The organism is Roseivivax lentus (assembly GCF_900156805.1).
GTDB classification, from domain to species: Bacteria; Pseudomonadota; Alphaproteobacteria; order Rhodobacterales; family Rhodobacteraceae; genus Roseivivax; species Roseivivax lentus.
In genome coordinates, this window is the sequence record NZ_FTOQ01000019.1 from 21721 (window position 1) to 37425 (window position 15705).

15 protein-coding genes are annotated in these 15705 nt (G+C 66.6%); 8 read left to right on the top strand and 7 right to left on the bottom strand.

Annotated elements, in window-relative coordinates:
• Nucleotides 1-12 precede the first annotated feature (12 nt).
• The 6 genes from BW990_RS18720 to BW990_RS18745 are packed head-to-tail and all read right to left on the bottom strand — an operon-like array spanning nt 13 to nt 5748.
• On the bottom strand, nt 13-1557 hold the full coding sequence (locus BW990_RS18720) for a malonate--CoA ligase (protein WP_076450599.1): 1545 nt from the start codon (nt 1555-1557) through the stop codon (nt 13-15).
• A 20-nt stretch (nt 1558-1577) separates the two neighbouring features.
• Nucleotides 1578-2426 carry an HTD2 family dehydratase gene (locus BW990_RS18725; RefSeq protein WP_076450601.1) on the bottom strand — a complete coding sequence of 283 codons (849 nt, stop codon included), beginning with the start codon at nt 2424-2426 and terminating at the stop codon, nt 1578-1580.
• Nucleotides 2423-3229: an enoyl-CoA hydratase gene (locus BW990_RS18730; protein ID WP_076450603.1), complete on the bottom strand. Its 807-nt coding sequence runs from the start codon at nt 3227-3229 to the stop codon at nt 2423-2425. The genes BW990_RS18725 and BW990_RS18730 overlap by 4 nt, the downstream gene beginning before the upstream one ends.
• On the bottom strand, nt 3226-4008 hold the full coding sequence (locus tag BW990_RS18735; protein WP_076450604.1) for a short-chain dehydrogenase/reductase: 783 nt from the start codon (nt 4006-4008) through the stop codon (nt 3226-3228). Before BW990_RS18735 ends, BW990_RS18730 begins: the two co-directional genes overlap by 4 nt.
• Nucleotides 3998-4387 carry a cupin domain-containing protein gene (locus BW990_RS18740; protein WP_076450606.1) on the bottom strand — a complete coding sequence of 130 codons (390 nt, stop codon included), beginning with the start codon at nt 4385-4387 and terminating at the stop codon, nt 3998-4000. Before BW990_RS18740 ends, BW990_RS18735 begins: the two co-directional genes overlap by 11 nt.
• Entirely contained in the window at nt 4378-5748 is a 1371-nt protein-coding gene (locus tag BW990_RS18745) for an MmgE/PrpD family protein (protein ID WP_159441687.1), read from the bottom strand. The genes BW990_RS18740 and BW990_RS18745 overlap by 10 nt, the downstream gene beginning before the upstream one ends.
• A gap of 348 nt (nt 5749-6096) precedes the next feature.
• On the opposite strand from BW990_RS18745, the gene BW990_RS18750 reads away from it, so the two are divergent.
• The 8 genes from BW990_RS18750 to BW990_RS18785 are packed head-to-tail and all read left to right on the top strand — an operon-like array spanning nt 6097 to nt 14723.
• Complete coding sequence (locus tag BW990_RS18750) at nt 6097-7260, top strand: ABC transporter substrate-binding protein (protein WP_076450610.1); 1164 nt, start codon at nt 6097-6099, stop codon at nt 7258-7260.
• 6 nt (nt 7261-7266) lie between these two features.
• On the top strand, nt 7267-8178 hold the full coding sequence (locus BW990_RS18755) for an ABC transporter permease (RefSeq protein ID WP_076450612.1): 912 nt from the start codon (nt 7267-7269) through the stop codon (nt 8176-8178).
• Nucleotides 8179-8185: 7 nt separating this feature from the next.
• On the top strand, nt 8186-9070 hold the full coding sequence (locus BW990_RS18760) for an ABC transporter permease (protein WP_076450614.1): 885 nt from the start codon (nt 8186-8188) through the stop codon (nt 9068-9070).
• A gap of 17 nt (nt 9071-9087) precedes the next feature.
• A complete protein-coding gene (locus BW990_RS18765; protein ID WP_076450617.1) occupies nt 9088-10188 on the top strand; it encodes an ABC transporter ATP-binding protein in 1101 nt (366 codons plus the stop codon).
• Nucleotides 10189-10192: 4 nt separating this feature from the next.
• On the top strand, nt 10193-11095 hold the full coding sequence (locus BW990_RS18770; protein ID WP_076450619.1) for a polysaccharide deacetylase family protein: 903 nt from the start codon (nt 10193-10195) through the stop codon (nt 11093-11095).
• On the top strand, nt 11095-12282 hold the full coding sequence (locus BW990_RS18775) for a CaiB/BaiF CoA transferase family protein (protein WP_076450622.1): 1188 nt from the start codon (nt 11095-11097) through the stop codon (nt 12280-12282). Before BW990_RS18770 ends, BW990_RS18775 begins: the two co-directional genes overlap by 1 nt.
• 12 nt (nt 12283-12294) lie before the next feature.
• A complete protein-coding gene (locus BW990_RS18780; protein ID WP_143526286.1) occupies nt 12295-13485 on the top strand; it encodes an acyl-CoA dehydrogenase family protein in 1191 nt (396 codons plus the stop codon).
• A 59-nt stretch (nt 13486-13544) separates the two neighbouring features.
• Nucleotides 13545-14723, top strand: a complete 1179-nt coding sequence (locus BW990_RS18785; protein ID WP_159441688.1) for an MFS transporter — start codon at nt 13545-13547, stop codon at nt 14721-14723.
• Here the strand turns inward: BW990_RS18785 and bhcR are convergent, their stop codons facing one another.
• Nucleotides 14724-15551, bottom strand: a complete 828-nt coding sequence (gene bhcR, locus BW990_RS18790) for an HTH-type transcriptional regulator BhcR (protein WP_076450624.1) — start codon at nt 15549-15551, stop codon at nt 14724-14726. It lies immediately after the preceding gene.
• Nucleotides 15552-15705: the final 154 nt, after the last annotated feature.

Here is a 15705-nt window from a genome sequence, read left to right on the forward strand (position 1 = left end):
AAGCCCCGCGCGTCAGGCGCCCGCGCGCCGGTCGGTCTGACCCTGCGGCGCGAACAGATCGGCATAGGTGTCGCGCAGGACATTCTTCTGGACCTTGCCCATCGTGTTGCGCGGCAGTTCCGCCACCGTCACGTACTGCTTGGGCCGCTTGTAATTCGCGAGCTTGAGCGCGACCTCGGCGCGGATCGTCTCGAGGTCCGGGGCGGGATCCGCCGCGGCGACGAGGACTGCGACGACCCCCTCGCCGAAATCGGGATGCGGCGCGCCGATCACCGCGCTCTCGACGATGCCGGGCTGTTCGTCGAGCAGCTGCTCCACCTCCTTGGGGTAGATGTTGTAGCCGCCCGAGATGATCAGGTCCTTCTCGCGCCCGACGATGGTGACGTAGCCGTCGGCGTCGATCCGACCCAGATCGCCGGTGATGAAGAAGCCGTCCTCGCGCAGCTCCTCGGCGGTCTTCTCGGGCATCTGCCAATAGCCCTTGAAGACGTTGGGGCCGCGCACCTCAATCATGCCGGTCTCGCCGCGCGGCACTTCCTCGCCGGTCTTCTCGTCGATGATGCGCAGCTCGGTGCCCGTCAGCGGAAAGCCCACGGTGCCCGCGCGGCGGTCGCCGTCATAGGGGTTCGAGGTGTTCATCCCGGTCTCGGTCATGCCGTAGCGTTCGAGGATGGCATGGCCGGTCCGGGCGCTGAACCGTTCATGCGTCTCGGCCAGAAGCGGCGCGCTTCCGGAGGTGAAAAGACGCATGTGGCCCGCGACCTCGCGGGTGAAGCCCGGCGCGTCGAGCAGGCGGGTATAGAAGGTCGGCACGCCCATCATGGCGGTCGCGCGCGGCAGCGCGTCCAGCACCGCCTCGACCGAGAAGCCCGGCAGCCAGATCATCGAGCCGCCCGCGACCAGCGTGACGTTGCAGGCCACGAAGAGGCCATGCGCGTGGAAGATCGGCAGCGCGTGCAGCAGCACGTCGTCTTCGGTGAAGCGCCAGGTTTCGGTCAGGACCTCGGCGTTCGACAGAAGGTTGCCCTGGGTCAGCATCGCCCCCTTCGAACGGCCCGTCGTGCCCGAGGTGTAGAGAAAACAGGCGAGGTCGTCGGTGCCGCACACTGTGACCTCAGTCCGGGGCGGGACGTCCGCGGCGGCTTCGGCGAAACTGCCCCCTCCATCCGCATCGAGCGTCAGAAGGGTCGCGCCCGCATCGGTGCAGATGGGCGCCAGCGCGGCCTCGGATGCGGGGTCCGCGACCACGATCCCCGGCGTCGCATCGCCGACGAAATAAGCGATCTCGTCGGGGGTATAGGCGGTGTTGAGCGGCAGGAAGATCACGCCGGATTGCAGGCAGGCGAGGTAGAGCGCGAAGGCTTCGGGCGATTTCGGGCATTGCATGGCGAGCCGGTCGCCCTTCGCCAGCCCCTGTGCCGCCAGCAGCCCTGCGAAGCGCGCGGCCATCCCGGCCATGTCGGCATAGCTCAGCGTCCGGCCATCGGTGAGATGCAAAAGCGGCGCTGCGCTCTTCGCGCGATGTCCCAGCAGCGTGTCATAGAGCGGGTTGGTCATCGGATCGTCTCCTGGATGTGTCATTGCGCGCCGTGCAGCGTCACGGTCATGGCGAGGGTATCCTCGGGCGTGCGCGCCCAGAGGGTGACGCCGGTCTCGGTCCGGCGGCCCTCAAGCGTGAAGGGCGCGGTGTCGAACAAGGGCGCCATGGCGCGGATGTCGAACGCGGTCAGGCGGCGGCCGTCCATATGTTTCAGGCCGAGCTGCACCAGGAGCGTCGCGGTCAGGGGGCCATGGACCACGAGCCCGGGATAGCCTTCGACATCGCGGGCGTAATCGGCGTCGTAATGGATGCGGTGGCCGTAGAAGATCAGCGCCGAATAGCGAAACAGCAGCACCGGATCGGGCGTGATCACCTGCCGGAACTCGGCGTCGTCCGGGGCCGGTGTTCCCGGCGGGGTCGGGCTGCCGGGGGCGGGCGGGTCGCGATAGACGATGTTCTGCGTCTCCCGCAGCCGGTGCACACCCGCGACGCTGAAATCGTGATCCACCGTCACGAAGCAGAGCCTGCCCGACCGGCCGGTCTTTTCCTCGATGGCGCGGATGGACGAGACCTTCTGCGCCCGCTCGCCCAGCCGCAGCGGTGCGTCGATGGTGACGCGCCCGCCCGCCCACATGCGCCGGGGCAGGCCGAAATCCGGGACGAAGCGGCCCAGCGTCTCGTGCCCGTCGGGGCCGAGATCCGAGGCGCGGATTTGCGGGTTGAAATAGAGGTAATGCCAGAACGGCGGCAAGGCATCGCCCTCCGCCGCCGTCGCGGGCGCATCGAGCGTGAGCTGCATGAGCTGCGCCTGACGCGGGCTCAACACGTCATGCGCGGTCTCGCTGCGCCCGATGCCCGGCGCGGTCTTGGGGGCCGTAGCGGTCATCTGCCCTTGAAGACCGGCGCGCGTTTTTCCGCGAATGCGCGCTGGCCCTCCTGGTAATCGTCGCTGTTGTAGCAGGTCTCGATCATCCGGGCGATGCGTGCCGGATCCTGATCGGCCTCGGCCTTGGCAAGCTCAAGAAGCGCTGCCTTGGCGGTCCGGATCGTCAGCGGTGCATTGGCCGAGATCGTGTCGACATAGGCGGCGCACTCGGCCTCGAAGGTCTCGCCGGGATGGACGAAATCGCAGATGCCGCGCGCCTGCGCCTCCTCGGCGGGCAACAGCCGCCCGGTGAACAGCAGATCGGCGGTGACCGCGTGGCCCAGCCGCCGATTGAGCGAGGCGACCCCCTCGAACCCGTAGCCGAGGCCCAGCTTCGCCGGCGTGATCCCGAACCGCGCATCCGCCCGTGCCAGCCGCAGATCGCAGCGCATGGCGATGCCGAGCCCGCCACCCACGCACGAGCCGCGCACCAGCGCCAGCGTCGGCACCGGCACCGCCTCGAGCAGGCGTTCCGCCCGCGCCACCGCCGCGTTATAGGCGTCGGCGGCCTCGGACGAGCCGCGCGTCTGGGCGAATTCCGAGATATCGGCGCCCGCGACGAAGGCACGCTCCCCCGCACCCTCCAGCGTGACGACGCGCAGCCCGTCCTCCTCGGCCAGTGCGGCGCAGAGATCGCCGAGGCCCTGCCACATGGCCAGCGTCATCGCGTTGCGCTTGTCGGGGTTGTTGAAGACGATCCGCACGACGCCCGCCCGCCGCGTCACCTGCAGCTTGCCGCCCGCCAATTCCTCGGTGTCGCTCATGTGCCTGTCCATTGTCCGCCTCCATCCAGATCGACGACGGTCCCGTTGAGATAGCTCGCCCGCGGTGAGACCAGCATGCAGGCCAGTGCCGCGACCTCTTCGGGCTCGGCGGGGCGACCATAGGGGAAGCGGTCGGGCGCGACCATCTCGCGCCAGCGGCTTTCGTCTCCAAGCTCGGCGGCGGCCTTGCGCTTCATGAAATCGGTCATCCGGTCGGTGAGCGTGGGCGAGGGGTTGAGCCCCAAGACGCGCAGGCCCGACGCCTGTGCCTCGGCCCCCAGCGCCTGCGTGAAGGCGATAAGCGCCGCATTCGCCGCCGAGCCCGAGATATAGGCGGGACGGTTGGCACGCCCGGCCATGCCGATGACGTTCAGGATCGTGCCGCTGCCGCGCGCGGCCATTTTCGGCATCAGCATCTGGCAGAGGTGAATGTAGCCGAAGACCTTCAGCTCCCAATCCTGCCGCCAATCGGCGATGGACAGATCGGCCAGTTTTCCCGCCCGGATCGCACCTGCATTATTTATCAGGATATCGGGCGTGCCCGCCGCCTCGACCAAGGCCTGCCGCCCGGCATCGGTGCCGAGATCGGCCGGGACGATCGTCACCCGGCCCGGCGCATCCGCGGCAAGCTCGGCCTGCGTGGTGGCCAGCTGATCGGCATCACGCGCGGCCAGCGTCACCTGCGCGCCCTCGGCCAAAAGTGCCGCCGCCACGGCCCGTCCGATGCCTTTCGAGCCGCCGGTGATGAGGGCGGACTTGCCTGCGAGATCAAGATCCATCATCGGCTCCGATATAATACTGGATCTCGAAAAAGACGCAGCCCTCGGCCGAGGTGAAGGGCCCGTGCTCGGTCCCCGGCGGGCGGCAGGCATAGGCGGGCGCGGCAAATTCCGTGCCGCCTTGCCCTTGCGCGTCGCAGCCGTTCACAAGCTTGCCCGAGACGAGATACACCTCTTCCCAGTAATCGTGCAGGAAGACGTTCGGGGCGACCGTGCCGGGCTGGAACCGGATCAGCCGCGTGCGCACCCCGGTCTTCGCGGTCTCGTCGAGCGCGCCCGACAGCATCTTCTGCTCGACGCCCGGCGCGCCGCCGGGCACCGGTTCCCATCCGGCATCGTTGTCGAGAACATGGAACGGAACGGCGGGCTTCAAGGGCATCGGGCATACTCCGGAACAGGGGACAGGGCCGCGGCGAAGGCGTCGCGCAGCCGTGAGGTATCGGGCGCGTCGGGCAGGGCAAGCACCGCGTCCCGAAGCGCCTCCGCCGCGTCCGCGCCCACGCCCCCGTGGCGCGCATTGGCGAGGAACTTCGCGACGAGATCGGCCTCGGACATCGGGTTCTCGGGATCGCCCCAGGCCTCGGGGCAGGCGGCGCTTTCGGTTGCGCCGTCGCTGCCCGTGACCGTGATGCGCGCGCCGTAGCCGCGCGGGAAGGCCGCATCGATGCCGGGATCGGTCGCCAGATGCACCTTGTCCCGCAGCGCGGCGATTGTCGGATCGGACAACGCGTCGCCTTCGAAGTCCGCGAGACTTGGCGCGCCCCTGAGCAGCGCGATTGCCGCGGCGTGCTGCAGGCTGAACCGCGCCGCGCCCGGGGTCGTGGGATGCGGCGCATCGCAGAACTCGATCGCGGCCCGGTAGGTGTGGATGTCGACGCGTTGGACCCCGGCGGGCGCGATGCTCGGGCGGATTTCCACAAGGGCGGAGATCGCGGGGTGGGTGTGGCGGCAGGCCGGGAAGGGCTTGAAGCTCATCTCGGACAGGGCCCAATCCTGCGGGCCGGGCGCGTCGGTCAGCCGGGCCGGATCGGCGCCGGGATAATAGCTCGCGAAAAAGCCCATCTCGCCGGTCAGGATCGCCCGCGGCCCGGTGAAGCCCGCGGCGGCCAGCTCCGCGGCGAAGACGCCCGCCCGGGCGGCTTGAGCGGTTGCCAGCTGCTTGGAAAAGCCGGGCTCGAGGCGGCATTGCCAGATGCCCGCCGCCTGCATGCCGGCCTGCGCCAGTACATCGGCGATCTGCGCCTCCGCGAGGGTCCTCACCTCGGCGGCGGCCAGCGCCGCGCCGAAGACGCCGCATGTGCCGGAATTGTAAAAGGGTGTGTAGCCGCCGGATGCCGCGACGCGCCCGATCCGGATCGCGGCCTCGTAGCCGCGCACGAGCGCCGTCAGCAGCGCGGGCCCGGGCACCGGACGCTCGAGGGCCGCCGCGAGTGCCGCCGCGCAGATCGTGTCGCCGGGATGCAGGATCGAGGCCCGATCGAGGTCGTCCATCTCCAGCACGTTCCCCAAGGTGCCGAAACAGAGTGCCGCGCGCTGGGCGTCGTGCGGCGTGGACGCCAGCCCCGCGCGCAATAAATCCCCGTCATCCGGCCCGACCGCGCGCGCCATGGCCCGGGCGGCATCGCAATGCCGCGCCGCGAGGATGCAGCCCAGCCAGTCGAGCAGATGCAACCGCGCGCGCCGCACCAGCCGCTCCGGGACGGGACGGCGGCATATCCGGATCAGGGTTGATTCGGGCAAGGGCGCTGTTTCGGTCATTTCGCATACAGAAATTGCGGTTTTGGGGTGAGGTTCTGCCAGTTTCGTCTGCAGATCAAGCGAAATTTGGCGCGAGATTTCTTCGCGTAGCATGCGGAATGCCGTGCAAATAGCATAAATTTCTCAAAATTCCCGGATCGCGCCATGTATACAAAATTCTTTTGCTTTCAAAAATTTTTGTCGACATAATCGCGCTAGTGTTCCGGCCTGTCGCCTTGTGTCCCGACGGGGTCCAGCGTGCCGGAGCCGCGACCCAAGGCCAGACCGGCATCAAGACCGGGTGGCCGCTCTGCCTGCCGCGCGACGGCTGAACCAACAGGAGAGACACAGATGAACCAAACAGACTTCAACCGGCGTCAGGTCATGGCGATGATGGGTGCGGCAGCGGCGGCGGGCGGCTTCGGCATGCCGGCCCGCGCACAGGAAGCGCTCAAGCTCTGGGCCCCGGGCATCGCCAAGGTCGGCGCGCAGGACTGGTCAGACATGGAGGCGCAGTCCGGCATCGGCATCAATGCCATCGCCAAGTCCGCCCGCGCCGACGAGTCGATCCAGAAGATGGTCGTGGGCGACGGCAACGCGCTTTACGATGCCATGACCGACAATGGCGGCGGCATGGAGGATGCGCTGGCCTCGCAAGGTGCCATCGTCGAGCTCGATATCTCGAAGATCCCCAATTGGTCGGGCATCCTGCCGAGCTACCAGGAAGGCGGCATGTCCGCCGACACGATCCGCTACGAGGGCCGGGTCTATGCCGTGCCCTATATCTCGAACGCCGACAGCCTTGCCTTCAACTACGACGTGATCGGCGAGGAGCTGACCTCGTGGGAGGCGCTGTTCGACAGCCAGTTCCGCGGTCGCGCCGCCATGCAGAACGATTTCGGCCCGACCCTGACCAATACGGCGATCTATCTCAAGCAATCGGGCAAGGGCTCCATCGACAACCCCTCGGACATGACCGAGGACGAGGTGCGCCAGACCTGCGAGTTTCTGATTGACCTGAAGAAGAAGGGCCAGTTCCGCACCTTCTGGGACGGCGTGCAGAACGGGGCCGATCTTCTGTCCTCCGAGGAAGTGCTCGTCTCCTCCTGCTGGGAGGTCATCCAGATCTTCGCCGCGCGCAAGAACGGCCAGGACATCCGCTACGGCACCATGAAAGAAGGCCACCAGAGCTGGAACAACGTCGTCATGCTGACCCGTGGCGGGCAGGAGCGCGGCATGGAGGATGCCTTCTACAGCCTCGCCAATGTCTATCTCAGCCCCTGGTTCGGCGCGCAGACGCTGGCCGGTCTCGGCTTCACGCCGCAGATGGAGGGCGTGCAGGAATACGTGGACGCCAATCCCGACATGTTCGATGCCGACACCAAGGCCATCATGGCCGAGCGGCTCGAGCGCAAGCAGGCGCGCCGGGCGGTTGCGGGCAATTCCTGGCAGAACGTCTTCCCCACGAATATCCGCGCCTATCAGGATTGGTGGGCCCGGGTGCAGGCGGCCTGATCCCGCATGGCCGATCTGTCGAGCAGCGCTGGCGGGGCCGTCCCCGCCGGCACCGACAAGACCCCATGGCGCGAAAGGCTCGCGCCATGGGCCTTCCGCGCTCCACTGATCTTCATGGTCGCCTTCTTCGCCATCCCGATGGCCATGACCGTGGTGTTCTCGGTCTTCGAGCGCACAATGTTCTGGATGGAGCCGGGCTTCACGCTCTTTTCCTACGAGAACTTCTTCTTCTCCGCGCGGCTCACGAACTTCCTGAATTCGATGAAATATTCGCTGATCTCGGTCGCGATCTGCTTCGTCTTCGGCTTTCCCATCGCGGTCTTCGTGCGCAAGTCGATCCCCGAGGTGGCGCAGCATCGGGTGGTGCTGCTGTTCATCCTGCCCTTCATGGTCTCGGAGATCATCCGCGTCTTCGCGCTGCGCCCCGTGCTGCAACGCAACGGGCTGGTGAACACCACGCTGATGGATCTGGGCATCATCGACGAGCCGATCACGGCACTTCTCTACACCCATACGGGCGTGGTGATCGGCGAAGTGCTGTCCTTCCTGCCCTTCATCGTTTTCTCGGGCTTCCTCGCGATGGAGGCGGTCCCGAAATACATCTTCGAGGTCTGCGACGATCTGGGCGTTGGCCCCTGGCGGCGCTTCGTCGATGTGATCCTGCCGCTGGCGGCCCCTGGCATCTTCGCGGGCTCGGTCTTCATCTTCGTGAACGGTCTCGGCGTGGCACTCCTGCCCAATATCCTCGGGGGCGCAGGGGCGGTGAATGCCGGGCTCATCGCCACGCAGGCGATCACCGCGCTCGATTTCCCGCTCGCCATGGCGGTGAGTGCCATCATGATGGCCACGCTGACGACGCTTCTCTGGATCGGTCACAAGCTCTTCGACCTGACCAAGATCCTCACCCCGCTGAGCTGAGGCACCCATGAACGATTACGACAATATCTGGCTGCACCGGCTGAAATGGACGTATCTTCTTCTGGTGGTGCTGACGCTCATGACCCCGGTGATGTACGTGATGTACGTCTCCTTCAACCAGAACGGCTTCGGCGCAAACGAATACGTCTTCACCTGGGAATGGTACGGGCTCATCTTCTCGGACGAACTCTTGATCGGGGCCTTGCGCTGGACGCTGATGCTGGCCGTGGTGGTCACCGTGATCACCGTGCCGATGGCGCTTCTGGCGGCGAAATACTACAAGGCGGCGGACAACAAGCTCTTCCCGGTCTTCCTGCTTCTCGCCCCGCTCTTCGTGCCGCCGGACATCCTCGGCTCGGCGCTGCTGGTGTTCTTCAAGAACCTCAACTTCGCCCTGATCTGGCTGGGCGATCAGATCGGCACGTCGCTTTTCGACAGCTGGTTCCGCCTCTCGTTCCTGACGGCGACGATCGGGCTCATCATCTACACGATCCCCTATTCCTTCGTCGTGATCCTGATCACCATGGGCCGCTACCGCAAGGAACAGACCGAGGCGGCGCGGGCCTGCGGGGCGAATGGCTGGCGCGCCTTCTGGGACATCGAGTTTCCCCAGATCCGCGCGGGCGTCTTTTCCGCCTGCGCCTTCACGGTGATCCTCGTCTTCAACGAATACACCCGCACGAGCCTTCTCAAGGGCGGGTTCGACACCTTCACCACGGTGCTCATCTCCCAGATGCTGAACACCGGCATGTCGCCGCAGAGCTACGCCATGTCCGCCATGGTCAGCTTCGTCGCCATCGCCGTGATCGGCTCCATCATCCTTTTCACCATGATCCGGGCCGAAAGCCTGTCGCGGACCGCCCGTGCCAAGGCCGAGCCGGTGATGTCATGACCAACGGGACCCAACCCATGACCGACCAGACAGCTCCTGCCGTCGAGGTGCGCAACCTCTCAAAGCATTACGGCGATTTCGTCGCGTTGAAGAACGTGAACGTCACCATCGCGGCGGGAGAGTATTTCGTGCTGCTCGGCCCCTCGGGCGGCGGCAAGACCACGCTTCTGCGCACCATCGGCGGGTTTCACAAACCCACGAAGGGCGAGATCCTGCTGCATGGCAAATCCGTGGGCCACCTGCCGCCCGACAAGCGCCCGACCACGATGGTCTTCCAGGCCTACGCGCTCTTCCCGCATATGACCGTGACGCAGAACGTGGGCTACGGGCTGAAGGTCGCGGGGCTTCCCAAGGACCAGATCGTCGAGAAGGTGGATTACGCGCTGGAACAGGTGGGGCTGTCGCAATTCACCCACCGAAAGCCGCACGAGCTGTCGGGCGGCCAGCAGCAGCGCGTGCAGCTTGCCCGCGCCATCGTGCTCGACCGCGACATTCTTCTGCTCGACGAGCCGCTCGCCGCGCTCGATGCGCAGCTCCGCAAGGACATGTGCCTCGAATTGAAGCATCTGCAGGAAAAGGTGGGCATCACCTTCATCCACGTCACCCACAACCAGGAAGAGGCGATGACCGTGGCCGACCGCATCGCGCTGATCGCCAATGGCGATCTGGTGGAATTCGGCAAGGCGCGCGACATCTACCGCGCGCCCGAGAAGTCCTTCACGGCAAGCTTCGTGGGCGAGAACAACATGCTGAAGGGCAGGGTGGCCGAGGCCAACGGCAGTTCCGTCACCGTCGATGTGGCGGGCTCCAAGCTCACCGTCGACAAGCGCGGCCTGAACGTCACGGACGGGCAGGAGGTCAACCTCTCGATCCGTTCGGAATGTGTGGCGCTCGACCGGGTGAACGGCACCAACGCCCCCGCGGACGGGCTGTCGATCCTGGGCACCTATGACGAATCGGTCTATCTGGGCCTCACCACGTCGCACATGGCGCGGCTGCCGGACGGCACGGAGATGGTCAGCCGGGTCATTTCCGACACCGACGACACGCTGCCCGAGGCCAACGCGCCGGTGCGCCTGTCCTGGAAGCCGGGCGATATCCGCCTGCACGTGGAGTGAAGGCATGCAATCGAACCCGCGCATCCCGTTCCAACTCTCCTCCGACCGCGCGCCCCTGACCGGGCCCGGGGGCAAGAACCTCATCGTCCATATCGTGATGAACATCGAATATTGGCCGATCGAGCGCGCCATGCCGCGCGGCATCATCCCCGCACCGCACGGGGCCACGCCCGCGCCGCCGGACGTGCCGAATTTCTCCTGGGTGGAATACGGGCTGCGCTGCGGGATGCCGCGCATCCTCGACATGCTGGACCGCAAGGGGCTGCCCTGTTCGGCCTTCCTCAACGCGCAGGTGGCGGACGTCTACCCGACGCTGATGGACGCGGTGATGGGCGCAGGCTGGGAACTGGTCGGGCACGGCTTCTTCCAGCAATCGCTGAAACAGGCCGAGGACGAGGCCGACGTCATCCGACGCTGCCTCGACCGCCTGGAGCAGGCGGGCGGTGCGCGCCCCCGCGCATGGCTGGGGCCGGGCCTTGGAGAGACCGAGCATACGCCCGACATCCTCAAATCCGAAGGCATCGAGTTCCTGCACGACTGGGTGCTCGACGACCTGCCCACCTGGATGAAAACCAAGCACGGGCCGCTGATGGCGCTGCCCTATTCGTTCGAGCTGAACGATGTGCCGGTCTACGCGATCCAGCAGGGCTCCACCGACGAATACCTCAAGCGTGTCGAGGCGACGCTCGCGGTCTTCGAGCGCGAGCTCAAATCGCAGCCGCGTGTGATGACGCTGGCGCTGCATCCCCACATCATCGGCGTGCCGCATATCGCGCATTACTTCGAGGCTGCGCTCGAATTGCTGACGGCCCGCGACGACACCGTCTTCCTGACCTCCAGCGGGATCGGCGACTGGTACGCCGAGGCCGATCCCGACGGTGCGGCCCGCGTGATGGAGGGCGCGTGATGGCCGAGCGTTCCACCGCCCTGCAGAGTCTCAAGGTGCTCGACCTGACCCGCGTGCGCGCTGGCCCGACCTGCTGCCGCGTGCTCGCGGATTTCGGCGCGGACGTCGTCAAGATCGAAGCGCCCGTGGGGGCCGACCCCTCGGCGGGCGTCTCGGGCGCGCGGCACGGCTACGACATGCTGAACCTGCACCGCAACAAGCGCTCGCTCACGCTGAATCTCAAGGCCCCCGAGGGCCGCGCGCTGTTCCTGCGCATGGTCGAAAGCGCCGATGTGGTGGTCGAGAACTTCCGCCCCGACGTGAAGGACCGCCTCGGCATCGCCTATGACGATCTGGCCAAGGTGAACCCGCGCATCATCCTCGCCTCGATCTCGGGCTTCGGGCAGGACGGGCCCTATGCGAAACGCGCGGGCTTCGACCAGATCGCGCAGGGCATGGGCGGGCTCATGGGCGTCACGGGCAATCCCGACGAGGGCCCGATGCGCGCGGGCGCGGCGGTCGCGGACAGCTCCTCGGGACTTTATGCGGCGATCGGCATCCTCGTGGCACTCCAGGAACGCAGCCAATCGGGCATGGGTCAATGGGTGCAATCCTCGCTCCTCGAGGCGCAAATCGCCATGATGGACTTCCAGGCCGCGCGCTATCTCGTTGAGGGCGAGGTGCCGAAAAGCTCCGGCAACGATCACCCTTACGTCACGCCGATGGGCGTGGTGGCAACGAAGGACGGCTATCTAAACCTCGGCGTCGGCAGCGACCCGCAATGGCAGGCCTTCTGCGAACTCGTCGGACAGCCCGACTGGGCGACGGACGAGAAATACGCCACCAACCCTGCGCGGTTCGAACGCCGCCCGGAACTCTGGGACCTGCTGAAGCCGATCTTCGCGGAGCGCACGACCGCCCAATGGGTCGCGGCGCTCGAAGAGGTGGGCGTGCCCGCCGGTCCGATCTACATGATGGACGAGGTCTTCGCCGACCCGCAGGTGCAGCATCTCGGCATGGCAGCACCCGTGCATCACCCCGCCCGCGGCGAGACCCGTCTTGTCGCGCAACCCGTGAAACTGTCGCGCACGCCCGCTTCGGTTTATGTCTCGGCCCCCGACGCGGGCGAACATTCCGACGCGATCCTTGCGGAGGTCGGTGTGACCCCGGACGAGATCGCCGCGCTGCGTGCGCAGAACATCATCTGAAGGATGGCAGAGATGAACCAATATGACCCCGACATGATCTCCATGCCCGTGAAGCCCGCCTGGGAGGATATCCGCGACGCGGTGGGCCGGCTCTGCGACGATTTCCCCAATGAATACTGGCTGAAGCTCGACAAGGAAGACGCCTATCCGCACGACTTCGTGAACGCGCTGACCGAGTCGGGTTTCCTCGGCGCGCTCATCCCCGAGGAATATGGCGGCTCGGGCCTGCCCCTGTCGGCTGCGGGCGCGGTGCTCGAGACGATCCACGCCAAAGGCTGTAACGCGGCGGCCTGCCACGCGCAGATGTACACGATGGGCACGGTGCTGAAGCACGGCTCGGAGGCGCAGAAGCAGAAATACCTGCCCAAGATCGCCACGGGCGAGCTGCGCCTGCAGGCCTTCGGCGTGACCGAGCCCACGACTGGCAGCGACACGACGCAGCTCAAAACCAAGGCGGAGAAGACCGACAAGGGCACCTATATCGTGAACGGCCAGAAGGTCTGGACGAGCCGCGCGTTCGAGTCGGACCTCATGCTGCTGCTGGCCCGCACCACGCCCGCCGTGGAGTGCAAGAAGCGCTCGGACGGGATGTCGGTCTTTCTCATCGACATGAACGAGGCCAAGAAGAACGGCCTGTCGCTGTCGAAGATCGACGCGATGATCAACCACAACACCTGCGAGGTGTTCTTCGACAACGTGGAGATTCCCGCCGACACGCTGGTGGGCGAAGAGGGCAAGGGCTTCAAGTACATCGTCGACAGCATGAATGCCGAGCGCATCCTCATTGCCTATGAATGCATCGGCGACGCGAAATACTTCATCGAGAAGGCCTGCGATTACGCCAATGACCGCAGCGTCTTCGGCCGGCCCATCGGCGCGAACCAGGGCATCCAGTTCCCCATCGCCGACGCCTACGCCAAGGCCCAGGCGGCCGAGTTGATGGTCACCAAGGCCGCCGCGATGTTCGACGCGGGCGAGAAGGCCGGGGCCGAGGCCAACATGGCCAAGCTTCTGGCGGCGGATGCCTCCTGGGCCTGCGCCGAGGTCTGCATGCAGACCTATGGCGGCTTCGCCTTCGCCCGCGAATACGGGATCGAACGGAAATGGCGCGAGGCGCGGCTCTACCAGACCGCACCGATCTCCAAGAACATGATCTACGGCTTCTTGGGCCAGCACGTGCTCGGCCTGCCGCGCAGCTACTGACGCGGGTGCCCATCGCCGAAGAGATTGACGCCCCGGCGGGACCGCGCTCGCGTTGGCCGGTGCTGGCGGGCGTCTGGGGCGTCTATTTCAGCTTCGGCGTCATCATCGCCTCGACCGCGCCGCTGATCACCGAGATCCGCGAAGACATCGCGGTCACCAATGCGGGCATGGGGCTGATCCTTGGCGCCTGGCCGCTGACCTATATCCTGTGTTCGGTGCCCTGCGGCATGGCCCTCGACCGGATCGGCGCGCGGCGCATGCTGGTCATCGCCTGCCTGCTCATGGCAGCCTCCGCGGGCCTGCGCGGACTGGCCGAGACGCCGCTGCAGCTGTTTCTCGCGGTGGCGCTGTTCGGGGCAGGGGGGCCGATGATCTCTGTCGGTGCGCCGGTGGTGATCGCCAAGCTCTACCAGGGCAAGGCGCGGGCCAGCGCGATGGGGCTCTACGTGACCGGCCCCTATCTCGGCGGGCTCGTGGCGCTGGCGATCACCAATTCCGCGATCATGCCGCTGGTGGGGCAGAACTGGCGCGGCGCGATGCTGGTCTATGCCGGGCTGGTGCTGTTCTCGGCCGTGATCTGGTGGGCGGTGTCGCGCCCGCGCGCCGCCGATATCGGGCCGGGGACCGGTGCCAGCAAATACAACCTCTCGGCCTTCGCCGAGATCGTCGGCTTGCGGCAGGTGCAGCTCATCCTCGTGATGTCGGTCGGGGTGTTCTTCGTCAATCACGGGCTCAACAACTGGATGCCCGAGATCCTGCGCAGCTACGGCTTCTCGGCGGTGGCGGCGGGATATTGGGCGGCGCTGCCCTCGGCCATCGGGATCCTCGGCGTGCTGGTCATCCCGCGGCTCGCCACGCCGGAGCGGCGGCTGCTGGTCATGGCGGGGCTGTTCGCGGCCGTCCTCGTCGCCAGCCTGATGCTGCAAAGCGCGCATCCCGCGCTGCTCGCGCCGGGTCTCATGCTGCAAGGCATCGCGCGCGGGTCGATGATGACGGTGGCGATTATGCTGCTGATGGAGACGCCGGGCGTGCCCGAAGAGCGCCTCGGCCTCGCGGGCGGCATGTTCTTCACCGCCGCCGAGATGGGCGGCGTGCTGGGGCCGGTCACGCTGGGGGCGCTCGCGCATGGATCGGGCGGTTTCGCGCTGCCGCTTCTGTCGGTCACGGCGGTATCGGTGCTGCTGCTGGCGCTTCTGGTCCGGCTCGGCGCGCAGACCCGCGCCGATGCGGCCCGCTGATCAGCGCGCGCGTTCCGGGGGCAGGCCGCCCAGCCTGCGGGTGATCTCGTCCGCGGCGTTCTTGACCGCGGTGCCGAAGGCCGCGATGCGATCCTCGTCGAAGCGGATGCTCGGACCCGAGATCGACACCCCCGCGCAGGGATTGCCCATCTCGTCGAAGATCGTGGCGCCAATGCAGGACATGCTTTCGTAGCGTTCCTCGCGGTCGAAGGACCAGCCGCGGGCGCGCGTGCGCGCCAGATCGGCGAACAGATCGGCCGGCGTGGTGCGGGTATTCGCGGTGAACCGCTCCAGCCCCGCGGCCGAGAGAAGCCGCTTCACCTTGTCCTCCGGCAGGTCGGCGAGGATGGCCTTGCCGGTGCCCGAGGCATGCATCGCGGTGCGCGTGCCGGGCGGAAAGAAGGCGCGGATCGGGTTCAGCGTTTCGATCTGGCCCACGAACACCACCTCGGCCTTCTGCGGCACCGCAAGGTTCGCGGTCTCGCCGGTCTCCTCCATCAGCAGCTGCATGACCGGGCGCCCGATCTCGACGAGGTTGGAGCGCTTGAGGAAGGCCGCGCCGGTGCGGAACGCCTCGATCCCGATCAGCCAGTCCTGCCGGTCCTCGTCGAAGGCGACGAAATCGTGCTTCTGCAGGGTCATCAGGATGCGATGCGTGGTGGCCGTCGGCACGCCCACGGCCAGCGCCAGATCGCTCAGCGTCATGCGCCCGGCACGCGACAGCGCCACCAGCACCGACAGCGCCCGGTCGAGCGATTGCAGCGTCCCGGCGGAGCTTTCGGTGAATTGCGACTTCGGGCGGCCGCGCTGACGTTTGGGGGCTTGCATGGCAAAACGGGTGTCCTGAGGAGCGTTATCCTTGGTCTTATTATTTTGGAAATATTTTTCAATATAATTCTGCGCCGCAGAAATGGAAACGGGAAGTTGACTTAAATCAGCGTGTTATGCGGGCAGACGCCGGGGAAGCACGCGTTATCGAGAA

Excerpts from the sequence above, each read along its gene's own strand:
- BW990_RS18720 (WP_076450599.1), bottom strand. The coding sequence starts at position 1,557 with ATGACCAACCCGCTCTATGACACGCTGCTGGGACATCGCGCGAAGAGC.
- BW990_RS18725 (WP_076450601.1), bottom strand. The coding sequence starts at position 2,426 with ATGACCGCTACGGCCCCCAAGACCGCGCCGGGCATCGGGCGCAGCGAG.
- BW990_RS18730 (WP_076450603.1), bottom strand. The coding sequence starts at position 3,229 with ATGAGCGACACCGAGGAATTGGCGGGCGGCAAGCTGCAGGTGACGCGG.
- BW990_RS18735 (WP_076450604.1), bottom strand. The coding sequence starts at position 4,008 with ATGGATCTTGATCTCGCAGGCAAGTCCGCCCTCATCACCGGCGGCTCG.
- BW990_RS18740 (WP_076450606.1), bottom strand. The coding sequence starts at position 4,387 with ATGCCCTTGAAGCCCGCCGTTCCGTTCCATGTTCTCGACAACGATGCC.
- BW990_RS18750 (WP_076450610.1), top strand. The coding sequence starts at position 6,097 with ATGAACCAAACAGACTTCAACCGGCGTCAGGTCATGGCGATGATGGGT.
- BW990_RS18755 (WP_076450612.1), top strand. The coding sequence starts at position 7,267 with ATGGCCGATCTGTCGAGCAGCGCTGGCGGGGCCGTCCCCGCCGGCACC.
- BW990_RS18760 (WP_076450614.1), top strand. The coding sequence starts at position 8,186 with ATGAACGATTACGACAATATCTGGCTGCACCGGCTGAAATGGACGTAT.
- BW990_RS18765 (WP_076450617.1), top strand. The coding sequence starts at position 9,088 with ATGACCGACCAGACAGCTCCTGCCGTCGAGGTGCGCAACCTCTCAAAG.
- BW990_RS18770 (WP_076450619.1), top strand. The coding sequence starts at position 10,193 with ATGCAATCGAACCCGCGCATCCCGTTCCAACTCTCCTCCGACCGCGCG.
- BW990_RS18775 (WP_076450622.1), top strand. The coding sequence starts at position 11,095 with ATGGCCGAGCGTTCCACCGCCCTGCAGAGTCTCAAGGTGCTCGACCTG.
- BW990_RS18780 (WP_143526286.1), top strand. The coding sequence starts at position 12,295 with ATGAACCAATATGACCCCGACATGATCTCCATGCCCGTGAAGCCCGCC.
- bhcR (WP_076450624.1), bottom strand. The coding sequence starts at position 15,551 with ATGCAAGCCCCCAAACGTCAGCGCGGCCGCCCGAAGTCGCAATTCACC.